Genomic DNA, 19,608 nt, shown 5'->3' on the forward strand with positions numbered 1-19,608 from the left:
GCTACCGAATACTCAACCGATGCGTTAATGTGCATCAAGATAACAGCCGAGGAGTCTGGCCGCGGTGGTCGATCCACCTTTGACTTTGATTGCGTAGTGTAAATAGACAAAATAAAGAACAGCGCAGATGCGCGTGGGGCAACCTCGAGAGCCTCGTCTCGGCTCAATCGAGTGACGCTAAAAGCGACGGCGGCTTTGGCGCCAGTGTCAAAAACTTACCAGAGAAGATCTGAAACATGAAAATCGCGACGAATACGCCTTTATCCTTTCCGTTGAAAGATGGATACGAGTTTTTTCCCTTGGGGGATGCGGTCTCTAACGCGGACATGATCGTACTCATGCTGCAAAAGAATTGGGGAGGAAAGAACGTCGACCAAATCAAGGCCATGACTCGCTGGATATCGATGTATCCAAAAGACGTCCCTTGCTATATTATTGGTTGCGAAACTACGATACCTGGAAAGGAGTTAGAGCGTTATCTGCACAGGGAGCGCGAGGATGCAGTTCGTGGCCTATGTGATGAGGTGCTGTCAAGGTCGAACTCCATCGGCGTCCGCGGTGAGATCACCTATCGATACCTAACTGAAATTTTGGAGTATAATCAAGATCAAGTGGATCTGATCTACACTTCCGATTCAAAGGAATCGGCAGAGAGAATCAGGGACTTCCTCAGGAAGAACGGATGCAAGCTCCAGTCGTATATTTCCAGCATGGCTGCATTTCAAGCTGCACCCAGAAAGTTTGCGTATGAGCGGAATCCAGAATTTCAGAAAGAAATCATTATCAACCCTCCTTATGTCACCAAATCAGATACCGGTGTGCGGTTAAATGCCGATGTGGAGATTGACGGACAAGTAAAAACTCTCTGGTGCGAAACTGACGAGGCATATCGCCAATATCTCCTTTCGGAGCGCGTCGACGCCTTTCTGTGTGTCATGGTTCCACTCGCCATGCGAAGTGGCCGGGATATTATTTGCCGGGCACCCGTGACCGAACAGTTCTTGCACAATCTTACGGAAATTCTTATTCCACAACTTAGTGCTCATGATCCAAGGCTTCACAGAACCACAATCGTTGCTGCCGGCGATGCTTCTGCCCTTATCGCTGGCAATGCGGTTGCGACTGGAATGTCTTGCGGTGTTGACAGTTTTTACACGGCCAGTCTTTATAAGTCCTCACCTCTCAAGTCAATGAACCTGACGCATCTTTATGTCGGAAACTATCTTTATGGCAATAAGGGAGAGATATATGACCGTGCGGAACTTGTCGCACAAGACATGGGGATTCCGCTAGTCCGGACGTCGACTAACATCAATCACGAACTTTCCCTGCCTCATTTGCCGACGCATTTTTTCAAGACGATGTTCGGCGTGCTGTCCCTAAGAAAACTGTTTAGGGTCTATTATTACTCCACTACTGAAGACTTCAGCCACTTCAACCTGATCGCAAACGGTACTGCAGACACAAGTCACATCGAGTTGTTACTGCTCTACACCTTCACCTGCTCTGATCTTCAAATCATTACAGGCGGAGTGAAAAGCGAGCGTGCTGAGAAAACTCGGGAGCTATGCAAGTTTGACACTGCAACCAAGTTCCTGAACGTCTGCTTGAACCCATTCGGAAGTATGAACTGCGGCAAATGCGGCAAGTGTAGGCGAACGTTGCTGACGTTGGATATGCTCGATTCTCTTGATCGTTTTCGGGATGTGTTCCCGATTGATGAATACAGAGAGGCTCGCTTCGAAAGCCTCGTTTACTTGTTCTCTCACAAAAGATCGAGCTATTTGGCAGGAGTGTTCCAGCACTTCATGGAAACTGAGCCCCTGCTGATGAAGAAGGCGGAAAAGGAGTTTATGCGCAGATCTGGCAAGGAAAAGGTTCCTGTCCTCCAGAGCGATGGCATTGACGCATAGGGTAATTCTGCTACCTGAGGTCCCGCTGGCGCGGGGCCTTTAATTATGTGACCTTGATGGCGGAACGGCAGGATGGTGGCGGTTCGGCGGCGTCGTCAAATTGAGCTGTTGGTGAGCGTATTCTTCCGGAGCAGGTCATTGCACTGCACCTCACGTCACCGAAGTGCCTCCATCAGTTCAAAAGCGTTCTGCGTGGCCGCGCCGTAGGTGGTGTTGTCATAGACCGTCCAGACATCGATACCGCGCTGAACGAGGGAGGCGACGCGCTCTGCTTGGGCTTCGATGGCGTCCTGTCCATAGGTTGATTCATACATCCGCGGTGATCCGTGCAGTCGGAAATAGACGAGCCCGCTCCAGCCACCGGGCTGCGCGGCAGCTGGCGGTTTTGCCGGGTCCGCGGCCACCCGCGACACCCGCCGTCGCTCCAGCATGTGGTCGATGTCCGGCTGGAACCAGCTGGCATGTCTCGGCTCCAGCACGATGGGCCCGGTGATTGCGGTCTGCAGCTCGTCAAAGAAACGTTCCGCGCGCTCGCCGGGATAGGCGAAGCTCGGGGGAAGCTGAACCAGGATCGGACCGCGTTTGTCGCCCAGGCCGCCCGTTTCCTCGGCGAAGCGCTCGACCAGCGCCGTGCAGTCCTCCAGCCGGCGCTCATGCGTGATGGCTTTCGGCAGCTTGACCGAGAAGCGGAACCCGGGTGGCACGCTTGCCGCCCAGCGTTCGTATGTCGCGCGCCGGTGCGGCCGGTAGAAGCTGCTGTTGATCTCGACGGCCGAAAGGCATGCGCCGTAGCGTTCGAGATGCGTGCCTTCCGACGGAAACCGCCCGGCAAGCGCGGAGGGTATGGACCAGCCGGCGACACCGACACGAATGGACATGAGCGGTTCTTCCTGTACGTGGGCGACAATGAAGCGCGGTACTCTGGCCTGCTGCCGGTTCGGCAGGCTAGCATGGCGCTGGCCCGGAACTCCATCGGATTGACACAGCCAGCCTGGCCGCGCGCCCACCGGGACAAGCCAAGACGCCCTTGCCACCGACATTCCTGTTTTCGCGAGCCCGCAAGCGGCGGTAGAACGGTTGCGGGCGCTGTTGGGACAGGGGGGCGGATCATGCTGATCGGGGTCATTGCGGACGATTTCACGGGGGCCAGCGACATCGCGAACACGCTGGCGCGGGGCCATGGCGCGAGCCCCGGGCTGCATGTGGTGCAATACCTGGGCGTGCCGGACCGGCCCGCCGAGCCCTCGGTGCAGGCCGGGGTGGTGGCGCTGAAAAGCCGCTCCATCCCGGCGGACCGGGCGGTGGCGCAGTCGCTGGCGGCGCTCGACTGGCTGCTGGCGCAGGGCTGCAAGCAGGTGGTGTTCAAATACTGCTCGACCTTCGATTCGACGCCGCAGGGCAACATCGGCCCGGTGGCGATGGCCCTGGCCGACCGGCTGGGCGCGCGCGGCGTGGTGGTCTGCCCGGCCTTTCCGACCATGGGGCGCACGATCTATCAGGGCCACCTGTTCGTCGGCGACCGGCTGCTGTCGGAAAGCGGCATGCAGGACCACCCGCTGACGCCCATGACCGACCCCGACCTGCGCCGCTGGCTGGGCCGGCAGGGCACGGGGCCGGTCGGGCTGGTGCCGCTCTGCGTGGTCCGGCAGGGCGCGGCGGCGATCCGGGCGGCGCTGGAGGCAAGCGATGCCACGCTGGTCGTCACCGATGCGACTTCGGACGAGGACCTGATGGCGATCGGCGCCGCGCTCGCAGGGGCGCGGCTGGTCACGGGCGGCTCGGGCATCGCGCTGGGGCTGGCGCAGAACCTGGACGTGGCGGGACCGGGGGTCGCGGCGCCGCGGCGCACCGCGCCGGGGCCGGGGGTGGTGCTGGCGGGCAGCTGCTCGGGCATGACCCGGCGCCAGATCGAGCATCATCGCGCGGCCCATCCGGTGATCGAGATCGACGTGCCTGCCGTCATGGCCGGGACGCTGACGCCAGAGGCGGTGGCGCGGCAGCTGCTGGCGCTGGTGGCGCAGGCGCCGCTGGCGTTCTCCTCGGGCAGCCCCGAGCAGGTGGCGCGGATGCAGGCCGAGTACGGGCGCGAGGCGGTGGCGGCGCGGCTCGAGGGGTTCTTCGGCGACCTGGCCCGCGCGCTGGTCGCGGCCGGCGTGACCCGGCTGGTGGTCGCGGGGGGCGAGACCTCGGGCGCGGTCGTCTCGGCGCTCGCCCCCGGCGCGCTGGAGGTGGGGGCCGAGATCGACCCGGGCGTGCCGGTGCTGCGCGCGGCATCCGGCCTTGCGCTGGCGCTGAAATCGGGCAACTTCGGGGCCGAGGATTTCCTGGCGCGCGCGCTGGACGGGATGGAGGACCGGCCATGACCGAGGACGAGTTGCGCGCCGAACTGGTGCGGCTGGCGGCCTCGCTGTTCCAGCGCGGCTTTTCGGTCGGCACGGCCGGCAACATCAGCGTGGCGCTGCCGGACGGCTGGCTGATGACGCCGACGAACTCCAGCCTGGGCCACCTGGACGCCGGGCGCATTTCGAAGCTGGACCGCGACTGGTCCCATGTCGGCGGCGACAGGCCCTCGAAAGAGGTGTTCCTGCACCGCGCCTTTTACGAGACGCGGCCCGGCACCGGGGCGGTGGTGCACCTGCATTCGACCCATGCGACGGCGCTGTCCTGCCTTGTCGCCCAGGACCCCGAGGACTGCGTTCCGCCCCTGACCCCCTATGTGGTCATGCGCGTGGGCCGGGTGCCGCTGCTGGACTACGTGCCGCCGGGCGACCCGGCGATGGGGGACCTGATCCGGGCGCGTGGGGGGCGGAATGCCGCCGTCCTGCTGGCCAACCACGGCCCGGTGGTGGCGGGCCGCGACCTGGCCTCGGCCGTCCACGCCGCCGAGGAACTCGAGGAAACGGCGCGCCTGGCGATCCTGCTGCGCGGACTGCCCGTCCGCCTGCTCTTGCCCGACCAGGTGGCAGTGCTGGAACGACGCTTCGGCGGGGTATCGCGGTAAAAGCGCCGTGGGCCTCCGGCGCATGCATGCGGCAGGTTTGGGCTTAGCCTGTGTGGAAACTCGCCGCATCGGGAGGGGGTGGTTCTTCGGACTGGGCGCAGCACTTCACGAGCGCGGCCAGAAAAGAGGCGAGCTTTCCTTCCTTTTCATGCCCGCATCGCGGTCATCAAGTTCCGGATGCCGATCAAGGCCACCATTCGCTTGATGTTGTAGGCCAGCACGTTCAGCGCCATTTCCGTCTTCACGTTGGGCAGCCGTCTGGTCAGAAAATGGGTCGCCCCCATCCATGCCTTGATCGTGCCGAACGGGTGCTCGACGGTGGATCGGCGCGCCGTCATCGGCTCTGATGCACCCCGCAACCTGATCTGCGCTTCTTCGATCAGGTGCTCATGCTCCCATCGCGTAATCCGGCGTTCTTTGCCGGTCGTGCAGCGGGACTTGATGGGGCAGCTGCCACATTCGCCGGTCCAGTAGCGCCGCAGCTGGAGGCCGTCTTCCTCGGCAGTATAGCGATAGCTCAGCGCCTCGCCAGCAGGGCAGCGATAAACATCCGCGTCTGGTTCGTAAGCGAAGTCGGCCTTCACATACATGCCTTTGCCGCGATTGCCCGAGGTCTCAGGGCGCGGCACGGTTGTGATGGATGGCTGCGTCAAAGCAGGTCAGGATCTCGCGGCTGCTGAAGTAGCCCTTGTCGGCCAGAACATGCAGCTCGTCGCGGGCCAACACCTCTTTGGCCGCTGTGGTCATTGGTGCCAGAAGATCACGATCATGCACCTGGTTGGTGACGTCATGGGCCACGATCAGGTGAGTTTCTGCGTCCACCGCCGTCTGCACATTGTAGCCGACCATTCCGCTGTTGCGGGCGCTGGTGGCCATGGCGCGGGCATCAGGATCAGTCAACGAGATCTGACCGTCAGGTGCGTCGGCCAAGGCTTTGTCCATTGCCTTCAGCCGCTCGATTTCCTGTTTGATGCGTCCATATAGCCCGTCATGCGCAGGAACACCTCATTGGCGCTCAGCATCGTGCCGGCATGGTCGAAGAAGATCACGCCCAAGGCCTCGGTTTCCAGCACGCGTTGAAGGCGCTGCTCGCTTTGCCGCAGGGCGGCCTCGGCGCTGGAGATGGCAGTCAGGTCGGTGAAGGTGACGACGGCGCCGCTGATATAGTTGTCCACGCTGCGATAAGGCAGTACGCGGGCCGCGTACTGGCGGTCGCCGGAATGCGCGCTGACCTGCCGTTCCGCCGGGGCAAGCGATTTCAGGACGCGGCGGATGTCGTCAGGCAGTTCCGGATAGGCCACCCGAGAGACGACATGATCCAGCGGACGCCCGACATCGGTGTCCAACAGATGGAATATCTCGGTCGCCGCAGGGGTGAAGTTGCGGACCCGCAGATCGTTGTCCAGAAACACCGTGGCGATCTGCGTGGCTTCCAGCAGGTTCTTCAGGTCGGAATTGGCCCGGTCGAGTTCGGAGACGCGGTGGGTCAGCTCTCCGTTGACGGTCTGCAATTCCTCGTTGACCGATTGCAGTTCCTCCTTCGAGGTTTCCAGCTCTTCGTTGGCGGATTGCAGCTCCTCATTGATGGACTGGGTATTCCTCGTTCGAGGACTTCAGCTCTTCGCTGGTGGATTCAAGCTCCTCGATGGTGGCCTGAAGCCGGTCGCGCGTCACCCGCAGCTCGTTTTCCAGCCGCTGGACATGTTCGTCGATGGTCAGGCGGCCGCCGGCAGCGGCGCTGCCCTCGGCAATGACGCCTGCTTCGTGAAACAGCACCATCAGCGAGGAGATGTCGTCCGATCCAAGGGGCTCGACGATGATGTTGACGGCGTGCGTCTTGTCGTCACGCCGCATCAGCACGCCCGGCACTTCGACCCGCTCGCCCTCGGCCACGGCGCGCTGCAAGGCGGACCGCATGTCAAGGCGCAGGTCGCGGTGAACAAGGCTCATCAGGTTCAGGCTCGCGGCCCCTGCCGCGGGTTCGAAATACCGGCCCGTGCGCCCCGAGAAATGCAGCACGTCCCCCTGCATGTCCACGACGACATAGCTGGGGGCATGGCGTTCGGCCACGGCTTCGGCCTGGCGGCTGACTGTATGGGCAAGGCGGGCGGGCGACATCATCGGCTCGGGCATGAAGCCGGCCGGACCGACGCCCTTGACGCGCGAGCTTAGCGGAAAATCGGGAATGACCCGCGCCGCGGTTTCCAACCTGCGGAACACGCGGTTCCTGCGGTCCACGGGCGCGAAAAGCTTGCCGTGCCGGGTGACGTTCTCGGACGAGCCGAGGAACAGGACGCCGCCGGGTCGCAGGACAAAGTGGAAGATCGGCATGACCCGGTCCTGCAATTCGCTGGTCAGATAGATCAGCAGGTTGCGGCAGGACAGAACGTCGGTCCTGGAGAACGGCGCATCCTTCCACGTTGTGGGGCGAGAAGATGCACATCTCGCGCAGTTCCTTGGACACGCAATAGGTGTCGCCTTCGCGGATGAACCAGCGCGCAAGCCGGTCGGGGTGGATATGGGTGGCGATGCTGGCGGAATACCGGCCCGCCCGCGCCATCCCCAAGGCCCGCGCGTTGAGGTCAGTGGCGAAGATCTGCACTTCGGGCGGGTGATCCATCTGCGCCATGTGTTCGCGCAAGAGGATTGCGATGGAATAGGCTTCCTCGCCCGTGGCGCATCCCACCACCCCCCCAGACCCGCAAGTGATCCTGCGGCCCCTTGCCCTCGAACAACCGGGACATCTCGGCGTCCAGCGCATCGAACTCGGCCGGGTCGCGGAAGAACTGGGTGACGCCGATCAGCAGATCCTGGAACAGGTTCTGCACCTCTTCGCGGTCGCCGCGCAACCGCTCCACATAGGCCTCGATCGTGTCGATCTCCAGCACCTGCATGCGGCGCTGCACCCGGCGGGTGAAGGTGCCGCGCTTGTAGCCGTGAAAATCGTTGCCGGTGACATTGCGCAGGACGGCGGTGATCTGCGTCAGATGCGCCTCAAGATCGGAGGGCACCTCGTCTTCGGCGGCCGGCTCCAGGCTGGACACATAGCGCCTGATCTGTCCGACGATCGCATCGGCGGGCAGGTGCAGGTCGACCACGCCGAAGGGGCCCGCGCCATTGATCGACTGGTGCTGCGCGGACCCCAGTTCGGCAATCGACAGGCCGCCGAACCTCTTGGTCGCCGTTACCCCGGCGGTGCCGTCGCTTCCAAGGCCGGAAAGGATGACGACGACCGCACGTTCATGGGCATGCTCGGCCAGCGAGATCAGCAGCGTGTCGATGGTGCCGCGATGGCCGACCGGCTCGGTCGAGGGCCTGACATGAAGATGGCCGTCCACGATCGTCATCATGTCGTCGGGCCCGCAGACATAGACATGATCCGGGGCCAGCGCCTCGCCGTCCTGCGCGATGCTGACCTGCAGCGCCGGATGTCCTTGCAGCGCGTCCATCACGGTTGCCACGTCCAGCCCTTCGTTCTGGCGCACCGCGACCAGAAAGGCTGCGCCCATCGGCTTGGTCAATTCCTCGAAGATCGTCCGGAAGGTCGGCGATCTTCTGCAGTTCCGAACTGCCCAGACGGCGCCCTGCCGCGATCTCGACTTCCAGCCGCAAAGCGTCCGAGGGATGATGCTCGGCGGTCGTGACGGTGCCGACAATGTCGACGATGGTGGATGCAAGATCATCGGCGCGCGCGACATGATCCACCTCGGTCGCCTGAAGCGCAGCCAGCGGCATCTCGTCCGAGGCGGCGTCCAGGGGATGCTGCACGACCGTGGTGCCGCCGCAGGACTTGATCGCGTGCAGACCGGGGGCGCCATCGTCGAGCATCCCCGAGAGCACCAGCCCCACGGCGCGCGGGCCAAAGGACAGGGCCACGGACCGGAACATCGGGTCGATGGCCGGGCGGGCCATGTTCTCGCGCGGGCCCACACCCAGGCGGATCGTGTCGCCAATCACCAGAAGATGTCCGTCGGGCGGTGCCACATAGACATGGCCGGGTTCGACCGGCTGTCCGTCGATGGCGGTAGAGACCGGCAATGCGCTCCGGCTGCTGAGGGTCGCGGAGAGAATGCCGGTCGAATGGGCAGGGACATGGGTCGTGATGAAGATGCTTGCCGGAAGGTTGGACGGCAGGTTCTTCAGGATCGTCCGAAGCACCTCTCCGCTTCGGCCGAACCATCGATGGCAACGATGTCCTTGTGCTGCTGGTCCATCGTTCGCCTGCCTCTGTTGGATCTTTATGCGCTTTGGGAGGCCATATCCACCCTGGACAACCCCCTTGTCCGGGATTGTTCCGGCCCAGGGTCAAGATCGGTCCGCCAGGGTGTCCCGGCGGGCATACCGGCTGCGGCGCGGCAGCCCGCGCGCGGCGAAGTCCCGCGCCAGCCGGTCGAGCGCCGCCCGGAAATCCGGCCCCGCCAGGGCCGGGCCGTGCCCCGGGATCATGCGGTCCGGCCGCAGCGCGGCAAGCCGGCGCAGCGACTGCCCGGCCGCGTCCCAATCGGTGGTGAAATAGGCGGGCGGGCCTTGCAGATGCGGGATCTGCAGGGCGGCGCTGCACAGCGATTCCTGCCGCGTGGCGCTGATCGCATCGCCCGCGATCAGGGTGCCGGTCGCGGCGTTCCAGAACGACACATGCCCCGGCGCATGGCCGGGCGTATGGATCCATTGCCAGCCGTCCAGACCGGGGATGGTCCCGTCGCCGGGCAGGTCGGAAAGCCGGTCAGACATGTCGATCGGCCCGCGCGGGAACAGGGGCGACAGTTCCGCCATGCTGCCGCCCCCCACTTCGGGCGCGGGCGGCGGATAGGACCGCGTGCCGTCCAGAAAGCCGCGTTCGGCCGGGTGGGCAAGGATCGGCGCATCCCAGTCACGGGCCAGGTCCGCAAGCGCGCCGACATGATCGAAATGGCCGTGGGTCAAAAGGATCGCCGCTGGGCGGGCATCGCCGAAACGGCTCCGGGCCGCCGCCCGGATGGCGGGGCCAAAGCCTGCGATGCCGGCATCGACCAGGAACCACCCCCGGTCCCCCGCGCCAGCCGGGCCGATGAAGGCGACGTTCACGATGCCGCAGCGCAGCCGGGCCACATCGGGCCCGCAATCCTGCGTCACCGCCGCAGGGGGCAACGGGACGCCCGGTGGTCCCGGCGGCTGGGTCAGGACGGGGGCGGCCAGCGAAAAGGCACCGTATCCGGTCAGAAAGGCGCGCGGCCCAAGGGCGCTTTCCCGCAGTCCGGCCGCCAGGCAGGCCGCCCCCTGCGCGGCGTCCAGCATCCGGTGCTGGTCCAGGTCGATGCCGCCGCCCGGTCCGGGGCGATAGCGCGTCGCCAGCGAATAGGCCGCCACCCTCAGCCCTGCCAAGGCCAGCGGCCGCGTCAGCCTGCCGGGCCAGCCCAATGCGCGGGGCAGCGCAAGCAGGGCCAGGGCGGATGCGGCGTCAAGCCGGGCGTGAAGACGGGGCGGGATCATCGGACGCATTCTCCATCGGGGGTTTTGCGGACGCGGCAGGGGTCGTGCCGCTCGGGTCGGCCAGCGCGCGGGCGGTCAGCAGCCTGCCCAGCTCGACCCGGCGCTCCAGGTTCGAGCGGCTGAAATCGAAGGCCTTGCCGGCGAATTCGTCCTGGGGATCGGACAGGACGACATGGCGGAAATTGCGGCCCGCCAGGTCCGCGCATTGGATGATCCGCTCCGACTGCCCGGCAAAGAACAGTTCCTGCGCGCGGGTGCCGATGCCGTCCATCGTCTCGGTCAGCGTGCCCTGTCGTGCGAACAGATCCAGCGCGATGATGACCCCGTCGCCCGGCCGGTCCAGAAGGGGGCGAAGCGGCAGGTTTTCGCAAAGTCCCGGATCCAGCAGGCAGCGCCCGTCGATCCGGACGGGCCGGAACAGGACCGGCAGGGCGGTGCTGGCCATGATGTGATCGACGCTCAGCGCCATGTCCCGGTTGCGGAAGTCCACGACCGTCCCGGTTTCGGCATCAAGCGCGGTCATCGTCACCTCGATCTCGGCATCGTTGAGGCGGTCGAAGTCGATCGTTCGTTCCAGCAGGCGCCGCATCGGCCCGCGCCGGAATTGCGAGCGGTCGGCGGGCATTCCGGGCAGGATTTCCCACAGCCCCGGCCAGGACGGCACGAACAGGGACGGATGGCCGCGCATCAGCATCGCCGTGACCGCCGCCCGCCGGCCGGTCATCCGCCGTTCCTGCCGGACCTGGGCCAGAAACGCGTGCAGCACCTCGGTCCGACGGTCCGGGGGGTTGCCCGCGATGACCGCCGCGACCACCGCCCCGATCGAGGCGCCCGACATGCGCGTGACGCGCAGGCCGGACTGTTCGATCGCAGCCCAGGCGCCGACGTGGAACGCGCCAAGCGCATTCCCGCCGGCAAAGCAAAGCCAGGCCTCCATGTGCGATCAGCCCATGCGCTCGCTGATGGCGCGCAGCATGGACATGTGGCTGTCGATTGCCGGAACGCCGACGATGGACGCGCCGCGCGCCATCGGATTCTGGCCGTTTTCGGCATAGGCCGCATGCAGGGCGCGCAGCTGCTCGTGGCCCTGCATCTGTGCCGCCAGATACTGCCGGTCGAATTCGGCCCCTGCCTCCATGGCGGTCATCTGCTCCAGCAGGGCCGCGTGTTCCGGCGTCACCTGATCCGAGGGCGTCGCCCCAAAGGCGCGGGCCACGGCCTCCTGTTCGGCCACCTCAAGCGCGGCGAAGGCCTTGACGGCGGGGTCCGTGCCCTTGTCGGCGGCGGCCCGGCTGCTCAGCAGCGAAAAGTTCCCGCCCATCAGGATCGCCTGCATGTCCGCATCGGGCGCGGACTGGGCGAACGACATTCGGGCGACCGGCAGGACGGCGGCGACCGCTCCGGCTGCGAAAAGGGTTCTGCGCTTCATCTGCATTCTCCTGCTTGGGGGGTCCGGGGATCGGACCTTGGAAACCGCCGGGCCGGTCATCGGCCGGGCGGGAAGGGGGTCATTCGTCCTCGGGCTTCGCCATCCGCCGATGCGCCTTGGCCACCAGCCCCGCGGGCAGGACTTCGGCCAGGGTGGCCTGCATCTTGTTCTTCAGGCCCGGCGTCATCTGCGCCTGTCCCGCCATCATGGCGTCATAGCCCGCGCGGGCGACCATGGCGGGATCGTCCTTGTTCTTCATCTGGCCGATGGGCGTGTCCAGAAGGCCCGCGCGTTCGAAGAAACCCGTGTCCGTCGGGCCGGGCATCAGGCAGGTGACGGTGACGCCGGTGTCCTTCAGTTCCTCGTTCCAGCCCAGGGCGAAATTGTTCAGGAACGCCTTGGAGGCGTTGTAGATCGCCTGGAACGTCCCCGGCATGAAGCCCGCGATGGAGCCGGTGATCAGGATCCGCCCCTGGCCCCGGGCCTGCATCCTGCGGCCCAGGGGATGCGCCAGCCGCAGCACGCCCAGGATGTTGGTCATCACCACATGGTCGATGCGCTGTGGATCCTGGTCCAGAAAGGCGTGGCCCAGCCCGGTGCCCGCGTTCAGCATCAGCAGCTCGACCTCGCGTCCGCCCAGATGGGCCAGGACCGCAGCGACCCCATCGGACGTGGCCAGATCGGCCTCGACAGCCTCGGCATCCAAGCCTGCGGCGGCCTGATGAATGGCGGGTTCATCGGCGACCATGATGGTCTGGTGTCCGTCGGCCCGGGCGATGCGGGCCAGTTCCAGCCCGATTCCCGTCGATGCGCCGGTGACAAGGGCAAGGGTCATCGTCATCTCCTGCAAGGGTGTCGCGTGTTGCGTAAGGAAAGGCCCGCCGGTTCCGGCCGGCGGGCCGCAGGATCATCCGATCTGTTCGGCCTGCGCGCCGCTGTCGGGGCGCGCCATGCCCAGATCGGGCTTCTGATCGGACGGCTGCAGCTTGCCCGTGACGAAGGTACCCTTGCCGTCGATGGACGGACCTTCGCCCCAGCGGCCCGAAACCGGCGCGCTGCCATCGGCCTGGAAGCCCAGGTAGGCATAGCTGAAGTCGGTATTTTCCTGCGCCTGCGGAAAGCTGTTCGGGATCGGGAAGGCCCCGGTCATGCCGCCCAGTTCCTCAAGCGCGGCAAGCCACTGGTTCTGGTGCATGGTGTCGCGCGCGATCAGATAGGACAGCATGTCCTTCATGCCGGCGTCGTCGGTCATGTTATAAAGCCGCACGGCCAGGGTGCGCCCCGTGGATTCGGCGGCGACATTGGCGGTCATGTCGGCGGCGATATTGCCGCTGGCATAGATGTGGGACATGTCGAAGGGCACGCCGTCGCTGTCCACCGGCATCGCCGACAGGCCGGACGACAGCAGGTTCTTCAGGTTCATGCCGCCCATCGCCGCGCCCACCACGCGGTCGGTCGCGGCCATCTCCTCCTGCATCGACAGAGGCGCGCCATCCAGGTTCATCGCGACGGCGGTCGCCAGCATCTCGATATGGCCCAGCTCCTCGGCGGCGGTGTTCATCAGCAGGTCGCGGAACTTGGGGTTGCCGCGCGCGCCGCAGGCCTGGAAGAAATATTGCATCGCCACGCGGATCTCGCCTTCGACCCCGCCGATGGCCTGCTGCAGCGCCCTGGCGAACAGCGGGTTCGGGGCGTCGACGCGAACGGGATATTGCAGCTTGTTGTCGGTATAAAACATCGGAAGTCCTCGGATGATCGTGGAGGGAAGCCGGGCATCCAGACGGCGTACACGCATCGGCGTCAGCACGGGCACCCGGTCCTACAACCGTCCCGTACCTGGGATGTTCCCGAAGATCGGCCCGGCAATCCTTTATCAACCGGATCAGCGCCGGTCCCCGGCCCGGTGTCCCGAAGCCTTTCTCGCGCAGCCAGCCCGTGTCCTTGCGCGGATCGGCGGCGGGCCGGGGATCGTCCTGGTCGCGCCGGCGGTTCTCAGGAAAAGAATGCGATTTATTTCGGGAACAATTGCCGCCTATCCCGGTTCCGGCCGCCATGAACAGACCGTCGAGAGAGCATTGTGGTGGGCGCGCCGGAGCGTGGTCTTTCATGGGCCCCGCTTGACCTGACCCATGGTGATGTGGCGGCCCCTTGCCGAGGAGACAAGATGGTGACCCCAAGACGACGAGGCTGCGGCGCAAGGCGCTTGATCGACCAGGACGATCATGGGCGGTGTGCATTCCGAAGGCCCGAGCGGGGCCGCCGCCCTGCATCTTCCGGAGCGACGGGATGAGCCCGCCCTGTTCACCCGTCATGGGTGGCGGCGGACCGCCCGTCGGGATGCCCCGATGCGGGACCCGATCCCTCTGGCCCCGACTGCGGCCTGGGCGAGGATGTCCTGCAGCATCTGCCGGCGCTGCGCGCCTATGCCCGGTCGCTGTGCCGCAGGACGCAGGACCCCGACGACCTGGTTCAGGAAACGCTGCTGCGCGCCATCGAATTCGCGCACAGCTATCAGCCGGGCACAAAGCTCCGGGCTTGGCTGTTTACCATCATGCGCAGCCGCTTCTACAACGACTGCCGCAGGCGAGACCGCGAACGGACCGGGGATGCCGATTGCGTTTCCTCTCTGCCCCGCAGCCCGCCGTCGCAGGATTGGCATCTGCGCCAGAAGGAGATGCTGGCAGCGCTGGACGCTGTGCCGGTCCATTGTCGGGAAGCCCTGGTCCTGGTCGCGGTGCTGGGGGAAAGCTATAGTGCCGCCGCCCGCGGTCCTTGGCTGCGACATCGGCACGATCAAAAGCCGCGTCGGCCGCGCCCGAGGACAGTTGCGGCGTGTCCTCGACCCCGATTTCTGAAGACAGGCAAGTTGTCTGCGCGACGATGCTCTCAGGAAAGGAAGAAGAATGGCATCCATGAAACCCGGCGGGACGAAATTTGGCCGGGATATCGACAACGACCTGCTGGAATGGGGATCTCGTTCGGAACGCGAGGTCATCCCCGACCGGCTGCGCGAGCTGGCGATGCAGTTGCGCGAAGCCCTGATCAAGGCCCGGTCGAACGACCGGCCTCCAGCCGGGGATTGACCGCTTTCGGCCTGCGGGGCAGCGGGGCCAAGGCGAATGCCACCCGGCCTTAGTGCAACCGAAGCCGCCCGCGCTGGCGGTATTCGTCCTGGAACAGGGCAAACAGGCGGGCGCGGATGTCGTCCCCCTTCGGCTCGTCCTGGGGCGCTTCGGTGATGGCGCGCATCAGCGCTCCTTCGACCAGACGTTCGGCCGAGGCTTCGTCCGGCATCATCTCCCGCGCCCGGCAAAGCATCTCGATCACGACGGCCTCGACACTGTCGGCCGCCTCGGACGCGGCCCGGTGGCGTTCGTGCAGGTCGTGCAGAAGCGGGGCCGCATGGCTGGGCTTGGCGTAGATGTGCCGCCGGGCGAAGCGGGACGGCACCACCTGGGGGTCATAACCGGTCAGGAAAATGAACGGGACGTCGTGATGGATCAGCGAATCCGCGACTTGAAACGAGGTCTCGTCCTGGACCTTCACGTCCAGAATGGCCGCCTGCACCACACAGGCCAGGTCGAGCGCATCATGAACATCCGCGACCGGCCCGACGACGATATCGCCATTGGCGCGGATTTCGCGCGAAAGCCGTTCGGCCATGAAATAGTCATCGTCGACTACAAGGATGCGAAGAGATTCGGATGTCATCATGCCCTCCCGGAACTGAGATGCGGCACGCCAAACCTGATCGACCTGGCCCCGCCTCTCCATGCCACTGCGAACCTGCCCCTGTCCAAGCGGTAACGCCGCGTGACCTGCCACCACAACCGAGGCCTGAATTATCTATAATAAATTAGCCCGATGGGGCAGAAAGCGCGGCGCTGTCCCGGTGCTTGCCTGCACGTCATGGCAAGCGCCATCATGTGTCGCACGCCAGAATTCCGTCATGGTCCGACACAGAACCTCCAGCTGCAACGGCCTTTCGCATCACACGGTGGCCTTGAACCGCTCGGGGATGACCGATTGATCGTATCCGGTCATGAACAGGAACGGCACCGAACGCTCCAGCAACAGGTGGGCCACGGGAAAGATCATCTGGCCTTGAAGGTTACGTCCAGGATGGCGCTATCAAGATGCGTCCCCGACGGGATCAGCACGATCGCCTTCTCGACGGATGGCACCGAGCCTATGACGGTGGCGCCGCGCTCTGCCAGCCCCTGTCGAAGATCGGTCGCGATGATGTATTCGCCATCGACGACCAGCACGTCTTTTTCCGAAAGCGAAGCGTTGGTCATTGGCCGGCGGGCCGACAGCAGATGCCGCCTTGTGGTCCGGGCCAAAGCTGCCGCCGGAAAGACCTCATCGCCCAACCTCCCTTCTGCGCATCCTGCGCAGCCAACCGCCGGGAAACGCGGTTGTTACCGGTCACAGCGCGAAACTGACCACCGCAACGATGACAAGGATGCAGATCAAACCGGCGATGATCATGATCATCCCCTTGTCGGCTGCAGGGCCGCGGGTCTGGTCGTGCAGATACGCACCGCTGGGCGGAGAGGTCTTGGAGGTTGCGCTTGCCTGTCCAAGGCCGTCGGCCGGCCCGGATTGCGTGTTCCACACACCCTGCGAAGGAACCGGGGGCTCTGACGCGTGTTGTGCGGGCGCGGCTTCGTCCGCCTTTTCAAGGTGCTCTGCCCCTGCGCGCAGCGCAGGGCCTTGATGAGCAGAGCGATCCGCCGCATCGTCTTCTTTGCTGGAACTGGTCATTGAACACTCGCTGCAGGGCTTGGAGGGGGGCAGTTCATGTTCAACAGGGACCGGCAGGATATGTTCCTGCCTCTCTGAATGATCCGTAGGCGGAGAACCGCGCATCTCGTGTCGCGGCGTGGCGGCCACTGCGCCGACGGACCTTGCCCGCCCCTGTGCCGTCCTTTCATCGTTCCACGCGGCAGCACCTTGGGGCGGTTCAGGACCCCGTCCTGCTCTGCCTTTGCCGGCCGGGTGCAGGGCGCGGCGTCACGGGCTCCAGTCACGCAGCGGCTTGCGGGAACAGGACCGTGTCCTCCAGATACAGATGCGCGACCACGTCGTCGCACAGCTTGCGCAAACCGGTATAAAGCGCCGTCCACGACCCGCAGGCGCCCAGGGGCATGTGCAGCGAATGCGTCACGTCGGCGATCCGGCCCAGGATGGCGGCGGTCTGGCTGCGGTCGGCCGGTGCTGCGTCCTCGCCCCGGAGGATTGCCGGGAACAGCGCGCTCTCCTCGGCCGACATCTGCGTGTCCAGGTCGTCGCGCAGCGCCATCAGGGCCTGGGTCAGCCCCAGCGGCGCCTCGTCATGATCGCCATGGACGGTTTCGACCCGGTGCGCCAGGGGGATCAGGAAGCCCAGTTCCTCGCGATGCGTGTCGTGATAGCGTCGGACGATATGCGCGATCAGGTCCGGGGTTTCGGAGGGCGCCTCCTGCGCGGCGGCGTCGATCAGGTCTTGCAGCCGCGTGGTCAGGACGGTCAGGTTCAGTCCCGCCTTTTCGGCTGCCTCGCGCAGGCTCCGCTCTCCGCCGCAGCAGAAGCTGATATCGGCCTCGCGGAAGATCCGGGCGGCGCCGGGCAGCTTGGCGGCGATGTCGCGCACGGTGTTTTTGGGGGCAAGAAGGGGATCGGTCACAGGTCTTCTCCAACAGGGTCGGGGGTCCAGGCACGCGCCAGGGGCGGCGCAAGATGCAGCAGATCGACGGCGCGCGCGGCGATCTGGGCGGTGGCTTCGGCAAGGCTTGCCGGGCGCAGGTAGAAGGCCGGAACGGGCGGCAGGATCACCGCCCCCATTTCCGCCGCCGCCTGCATGTTCTTCAGATGCGCCAGCGTCAGCGGCGCCTCGCGCGCCAGCAGAACCAGCGGGCGGCGTTCCTTCAGCTGCACCCCGGCGGCGCGGGTCAGCAGGTTGTCGTCCAGTCCGTGCGCGATGGCCGCAAGGCTGCGCATGGAACAGGGCGCGACGATCATGCCCGCGACGGGGCAGGAACCCGAGGCGATCGCCGCGCCCAGGTCGCCCAGCGGATGCACGCGCGCGGCCAGGGCGCGCAGCCGGTCCGCCGCATCCGGCCCGATCTCGGCCGAAAGGGTCCGCTCGGCCATGGCGGACAGGACCAGATCGACCCCGGCCCCCGCCCGCCGCAGCGCCGCGGCGCAATCCATCGCCAGCGCCGCCCCGGATGCGCTGGACACGCCCAGAACCACCCTCATGGCAGGATCCCCGCCAGCAGCGCCTCGGCCCGCGCCTCATGCGCCGGGTCCAGCGCCATGACCGTGCCCCAGTCGCGGGCGGTCTCGGTCCCGATCTTGGTGGTCGCATCCAGCCCGATCTTGCCCGCCAGCCCTTCCAGCGGCGAGGCGAAGTCGAGGTAATCCATCGGGGTGCGGTCGATCACCATCACGTCGCGCGCCGGATCCATGCGCGTGGCCAGCGCCCAGGCGATATCGTCCCAGTTGCGGATGTCGATGTCGCCGTCCACCACCACGATCATCTTGGTATAGCAGAACTGCGGCAGCATCCCCCACAGCGCCATCATCACCCGCCGGGCCTGGCCGGGATAGCGCTTGTCGATGCCGACCACGGCCATGCGATAGGAACAGGCGGCGGCGGGCAGCCACAGGTCGCGGACCTCGGGGATCTGGGCGCGGATCACCGGCAGGGCCAGGTCGTTGAACACCTCGCCGATGACCGAGGGTTCGTCGGGCGGACGGCCCGTCACGGTGGACAGATAGATCGGATCGCGGCGGCAGGTGATCGCGCCGACGCGCATGACCGGGAAGGGCTCGACCGCGTTGTAATAGCCGGTGTGATCGCCGAAGGGGCCTTCGGGCGCGGTCTCGCCGGGATGGATCCAGCCTTCGATGACGATCTCGGCATGGGCGGGCACCATCAGCGGCACGGTCCGGGCCGCGACCAGGTCCGTCCGCCGGCCGCGCAGCACGCCGGAAAAGCCCAGTTCCGAGACGGTTTCCGGCAGCGGCAGGGCAGCGGCCAGCAGCAGCGCCGGATCGGCGCCAAGCGCGATGGCGACCGGCATCGGTTCGCCCGCGCGCAGCCATGTGCGGTGATGCGCCGCGCCGCCGCGATGGGCCAGCCAGCGCATGATCAGCCGGTCGGGGCCCAGCACCTGCGCGCGATAGACGCCCAGGTTGTAATCCGCCGTATCCTCGGCGCCGGTCCCGTGCGGGCGGGTCAGCACCACCGGCCAGGTGATCAGCGGACCGGCATCGCCGGGCCAGGGCGTCTGCACGGGCAGCGCGTCAAGCCCCGGCAGGTCGTCCTGCTGCACGGGGGCGTGGCGCAGGATGGCGGGCCGTGCGGACAGCGCCGCGCGCACCATGGGCCAGCGCGACCAGGCATCGCGCATCCCCCGGGGCGGCATGGGACTGCGCAGGTCCGCGAGGAAATCCCCGAAGGCCGGAATCTGATCGGGCGTCAGGCCAAGGCCTGCGGCGACGCGTTCGCGCGTGCCGAACAGATTGCCGATCACCGGGATCGCGGGCCCGTCGTCATGCGCGTCGAACCGCAAGACCGGACCCCTGCGGCGCAGGGCGGCAAGCTGGACGGCCGTCATCTCGTGCCGCAGGGACACCGGCGCATCGATGCGCGCCAGATCGCCACGGCCCTGCACAAAGGCCAGAAAGGCTCGCAGGTCGGGAAACGGGGGAAGACTGCGCAGGGACGGCTGGGACAGGATCATGGGGCGCTTCCTAATCCCGGAAATCGGCGCGAGTCTTGACGATGGTCAAGTGACGGAGGTTTT

Annotated in this window: 18 protein-coding genes and 4 pseudogenes; 5 read left to right on the forward strand and 17 right to left on the reverse strand. The window is 65.7% G+C overall.

The window, feature by feature from the left end:
• The first annotated feature begins 236 nt into the window (after positions 1–236).
• Positions 237–1,913 carry a hypothetical protein gene (locus BU28_RS25255; protein ID WP_143809750.1) on the forward strand — a complete coding sequence of 559 codons (1,677 nt, stop codon included), beginning with the start codon at positions 237–239 and terminating at the stop codon, positions 1,911–1,913.
• Positions 1,914–2,068: 155 nt separating this feature from the next.
• Here BU28_RS25255 and BU28_RS0105395 read toward each other — a convergent pair whose 3' ends face one another.
• Positions 2,069–2,791 carry a DUF72 domain-containing protein gene (locus BU28_RS0105395; protein WP_028718561.1) on the reverse strand — a complete coding sequence of 241 codons (723 nt, stop codon included), beginning with the start codon at positions 2,789–2,791 and terminating at the stop codon, positions 2,069–2,071.
• Positions 2,792–3,022: 231 nt separating this feature from the next.
• Here BU28_RS0105395 and otnK point away from each other — a divergent pair, with 231 nt between their 5' ends.
• Together otnK and otnC are read left to right on the forward strand one after the other, a co-directional pair.
• The gene (gene otnK, locus BU28_RS0105400; RefSeq protein ID WP_036762063.1) at positions 3,023–4,276 is read left to right on the forward strand and encodes a 3-oxo-tetronate kinase; all 1,254 of its coding nucleotides are present in this window, start codon (positions 3,023–3,025) and stop codon (positions 4,274–4,276) included.
• Positions 4,273–4,914: a 3-oxo-tetronate 4-phosphate decarboxylase gene (gene otnC, locus BU28_RS0105405; protein ID WP_028718563.1), complete on the forward strand. Its 642-nt coding sequence runs from the start codon at positions 4,273–4,275 to the stop codon at positions 4,912–4,914. The genes otnK and otnC overlap by 4 nt, the downstream gene beginning before the upstream one ends.
• A gap of 146 nt (positions 4,915–5,060) precedes the next feature.
• Here otnC and BU28_RS22085 read toward each other — a convergent pair.
• The 10 genes and pseudogenes from BU28_RS22085 to BU28_RS0105450 all read right to left on the reverse strand — a co-directional run.
• Positions 5,061–5,895: pseudogene (locus BU28_RS22085) on the reverse strand (transposase); the annotation flags it as partial.
• A complete protein-coding gene (locus tag BU28_RS26010) occupies positions 5,862–6,425 on the reverse strand; it encodes a PAS domain-containing protein (RefSeq protein ID WP_028718564.1) in 564 nt (187 codons plus the stop codon). The pseudogene BU28_RS22085 and the gene BU28_RS26010, both read right to left, overlap by 34 nt.
• Before the next feature lie 67 nt (positions 6,426–6,492).
• Positions 6,493–7,543 (reverse strand): annotated as a pseudogene (locus tag BU28_RS26015) (CheR family methyltransferase).
• On the reverse strand, positions 7,497–8,612 hold the full coding sequence (locus BU28_RS26020) for a chemotaxis protein CheB (protein ID WP_415839814.1): 1,116 nt from the start codon (positions 8,610–8,612) through the stop codon (positions 7,497–7,499). The pseudogene BU28_RS26015 and the gene BU28_RS26020 overlap by 47 nt, the downstream one beginning before the upstream one ends.
• Positions 8,590–9,072 (reverse strand): annotated as a pseudogene (locus BU28_RS26765) (chemotaxis protein CheB); the annotation flags it as partial. The gene BU28_RS26020 and the pseudogene BU28_RS26765, both read right to left, overlap by 23 nt.
• Positions 9,073–9,219: 147 nt before the next feature.
• Positions 9,220–10,383 carry an MBL fold metallo-hydrolase gene (locus BU28_RS22095; protein WP_051577771.1) on the reverse strand — a complete coding sequence of 388 codons (1,164 nt, stop codon included), beginning with the start codon at positions 10,381–10,383 and terminating at the stop codon, positions 9,220–9,222.
• Positions 10,352–11,320, reverse strand: coding sequence for a patatin-like phospholipase family protein (locus tag BU28_RS0105435; protein ID WP_028718567.1), 969 nt, complete (start codon positions 11,318–11,320; stop codon positions 10,352–10,354). The genes BU28_RS22095 and BU28_RS0105435 overlap by 32 nt, the downstream gene beginning before the upstream one ends.
• Before the next feature lie 6 nt (positions 11,321–11,326).
• Positions 11,327–11,812, reverse strand: a complete 486-nt coding sequence (locus BU28_RS0105440) for a DUF4142 domain-containing protein (RefSeq protein WP_158212797.1) — start codon at positions 11,810–11,812, stop codon at positions 11,327–11,329.
• A 79-nt stretch (positions 11,813–11,891) separates the two neighbouring features.
• Positions 11,892–12,647 (reverse strand): SDR family NAD(P)-dependent oxidoreductase, encoded by a 756-nt coding sequence (locus tag BU28_RS0105445; RefSeq protein ID WP_028718569.1) that lies wholly within the window; start codon positions 12,645–12,647, stop codon positions 11,892–11,894.
• Positions 12,648–12,719: 72 nt separating this feature from the next.
• A complete protein-coding gene (locus tag BU28_RS0105450; RefSeq protein WP_028718570.1) occupies positions 12,720–13,550 on the reverse strand; it encodes a manganese catalase family protein in 831 nt (276 codons plus the stop codon).
• 576 nt (positions 13,551–14,126) lie between these two features.
• On the opposite strand from BU28_RS0105450, the pseudogene BU28_RS24495 reads away from it, so the two are divergent.
• Positions 14,127–14,513: pseudogene (locus BU28_RS24495) on the forward strand (sigma-70 family RNA polymerase sigma factor); the annotation flags it as partial.
• Positions 14,514–14,715: 202 nt separating this feature from the next.
• Positions 14,716–14,895, forward strand: coding sequence for a hypothetical protein (locus BU28_RS0105460; RefSeq protein WP_028718572.1), 180 nt, complete (start codon positions 14,716–14,718; stop codon positions 14,893–14,895).
• Between the two features lie 49 nt (positions 14,896–14,944).
• On the opposite strand, the gene BU28_RS0105465 is transcribed toward BU28_RS0105460, so the two are convergent.
• The 6 genes from BU28_RS0105465 to BU28_RS0105490 all read right to left on the reverse strand — a co-directional run bounded on the left by BU28_RS0105465 (position 14,945) and on the right by BU28_RS0105490 (position 19,524).
• Entirely contained in the window at positions 14,945–15,523 is a 579-nt protein-coding gene (locus BU28_RS0105465) for a response regulator (RefSeq protein WP_028718573.1), read from the reverse strand.
• Positions 15,524–15,906: 383 nt separating this feature from the next.
• A complete protein-coding gene (locus BU28_RS22100; RefSeq protein WP_143809749.1) occupies positions 15,907–16,185 on the reverse strand; it encodes a response regulator in 279 nt (92 codons plus the stop codon).
• 55 nt (positions 16,186–16,240) lie between these two features.
• A complete protein-coding gene (locus tag BU28_RS25260; RefSeq protein ID WP_143809748.1) occupies positions 16,241–16,579 on the reverse strand; it encodes a hypothetical protein in 339 nt (112 codons plus the stop codon).
• A 262-nt stretch (positions 16,580–16,841) separates the two neighbouring features.
• Positions 16,842–17,480, reverse strand: a complete 639-nt coding sequence (locus tag BU28_RS0105480; protein WP_028718575.1) for a DUF542 domain-containing protein — start codon at positions 17,478–17,480, stop codon at positions 16,842–16,844.
• On the reverse strand, positions 17,477–18,055 hold the full coding sequence (locus BU28_RS0105485) for a UbiX family flavin prenyltransferase (RefSeq protein WP_028718576.1): 579 nt from the start codon (positions 18,053–18,055) through the stop codon (positions 17,477–17,479). The genes BU28_RS0105480 and BU28_RS0105485 overlap by 4 nt, the downstream gene beginning before the upstream one ends.
• Positions 18,052–19,524 (reverse strand): UbiD family decarboxylase, encoded by a 1,473-nt coding sequence (locus tag BU28_RS0105490; protein WP_028718577.1) that lies wholly within the window; start codon positions 19,522–19,524, stop codon positions 18,052–18,054. Before BU28_RS0105490 ends, BU28_RS0105485 begins: the two co-directional genes overlap by 4 nt.
• Positions 19,525–19,608: the final 84 nt, after the last annotated feature.

The organism is Paracoccus yeei ATCC BAA-599 (genome assembly GCF_000622145.1).
Lineage (GTDB): Bacteria > Pseudomonadota > Alphaproteobacteria > Rhodobacterales > Rhodobacteraceae > Paracoccus > Paracoccus yeei.

Bases quoted from the DNA above. Each gene is read 5' to 3' on its own strand.
- BU28_RS0105465 (WP_028718573.1), bottom strand. From the start codon at position 15,523: ATGACATCCGAATCTCTTCGCATCCTTGTAGTCGACGATGACTATTTC.
- BU28_RS0105435 (WP_028718567.1), bottom strand. From the start codon at position 11,320: ATGGAGGCCTGGCTTTGCTTTGCCGGCGGGAATGCGCTTGGCGCGTTC.
- BU28_RS26020 (WP_415839814.1), bottom strand. From the start codon at position 8,612: ATGTCGCGCGCGCCGATGATCTTGCATCCACCATCGTCGACATTGTCG.
- BU28_RS22095 (WP_051577771.1), bottom strand. From the start codon at position 10,383: ATGATCCCGCCCCGTCTTCACGCCCGGCTTGACGCCGCATCCGCCCTG.
- BU28_RS25260 (WP_143809748.1), bottom strand. From the start codon at position 16,579: ATGACCAGTTCCAGCAAAGAAGACGATGCGGCGGATCGCTCTGCTCAT.
- otnK (WP_036762063.1), top strand. From the start codon at position 3,023: ATGCTGATCGGGGTCATTGCGGACGATTTCACGGGGGCCAGCGACATC.
- BU28_RS0105460 (WP_028718572.1), top strand. From the start codon at position 14,716: ATGGCATCCATGAAACCCGGCGGGACGAAATTTGGCCGGGATATCGAC.
- BU28_RS0105450 (WP_028718570.1), bottom strand. From the start codon at position 13,550: ATGTTTTATACCGACAACAAGCTGCAATATCCCGTTCGCGTCGACGCC.
- BU28_RS0105485 (WP_028718576.1), bottom strand. From the start codon at position 18,055: ATGAGGGTGGTTCTGGGCGTGTCCAGCGCATCCGGGGCGGCGCTGGCG.
- BU28_RS0105395 (WP_028718561.1), bottom strand. From the start codon at position 2,791: ATGTCCATTCGTGTCGGTGTCGCCGGCTGGTCCATACCCTCCGCGCTT.
- BU28_RS0105440 (WP_158212797.1), bottom strand. From the start codon at position 11,812: ATGAAGCGCAGAACCCTTTTCGCAGCCGGAGCGGTCGCCGCCGTCCTG.
- BU28_RS0105445 (WP_028718569.1), bottom strand. From the start codon at position 12,647: ATGACCCTTGCCCTTGTCACCGGCGCATCGACGGGAATCGGGCTGGAA.
- otnC (WP_028718563.1), top strand. From the start codon at position 4,273: ATGACCGAGGACGAGTTGCGCGCCGAACTGGTGCGGCTGGCGGCCTCG.
- BU28_RS25255 (WP_143809750.1), top strand. From the start codon at position 237: ATGAAAATCGCGACGAATACGCCTTTATCCTTTCCGTTGAAAGATGGA.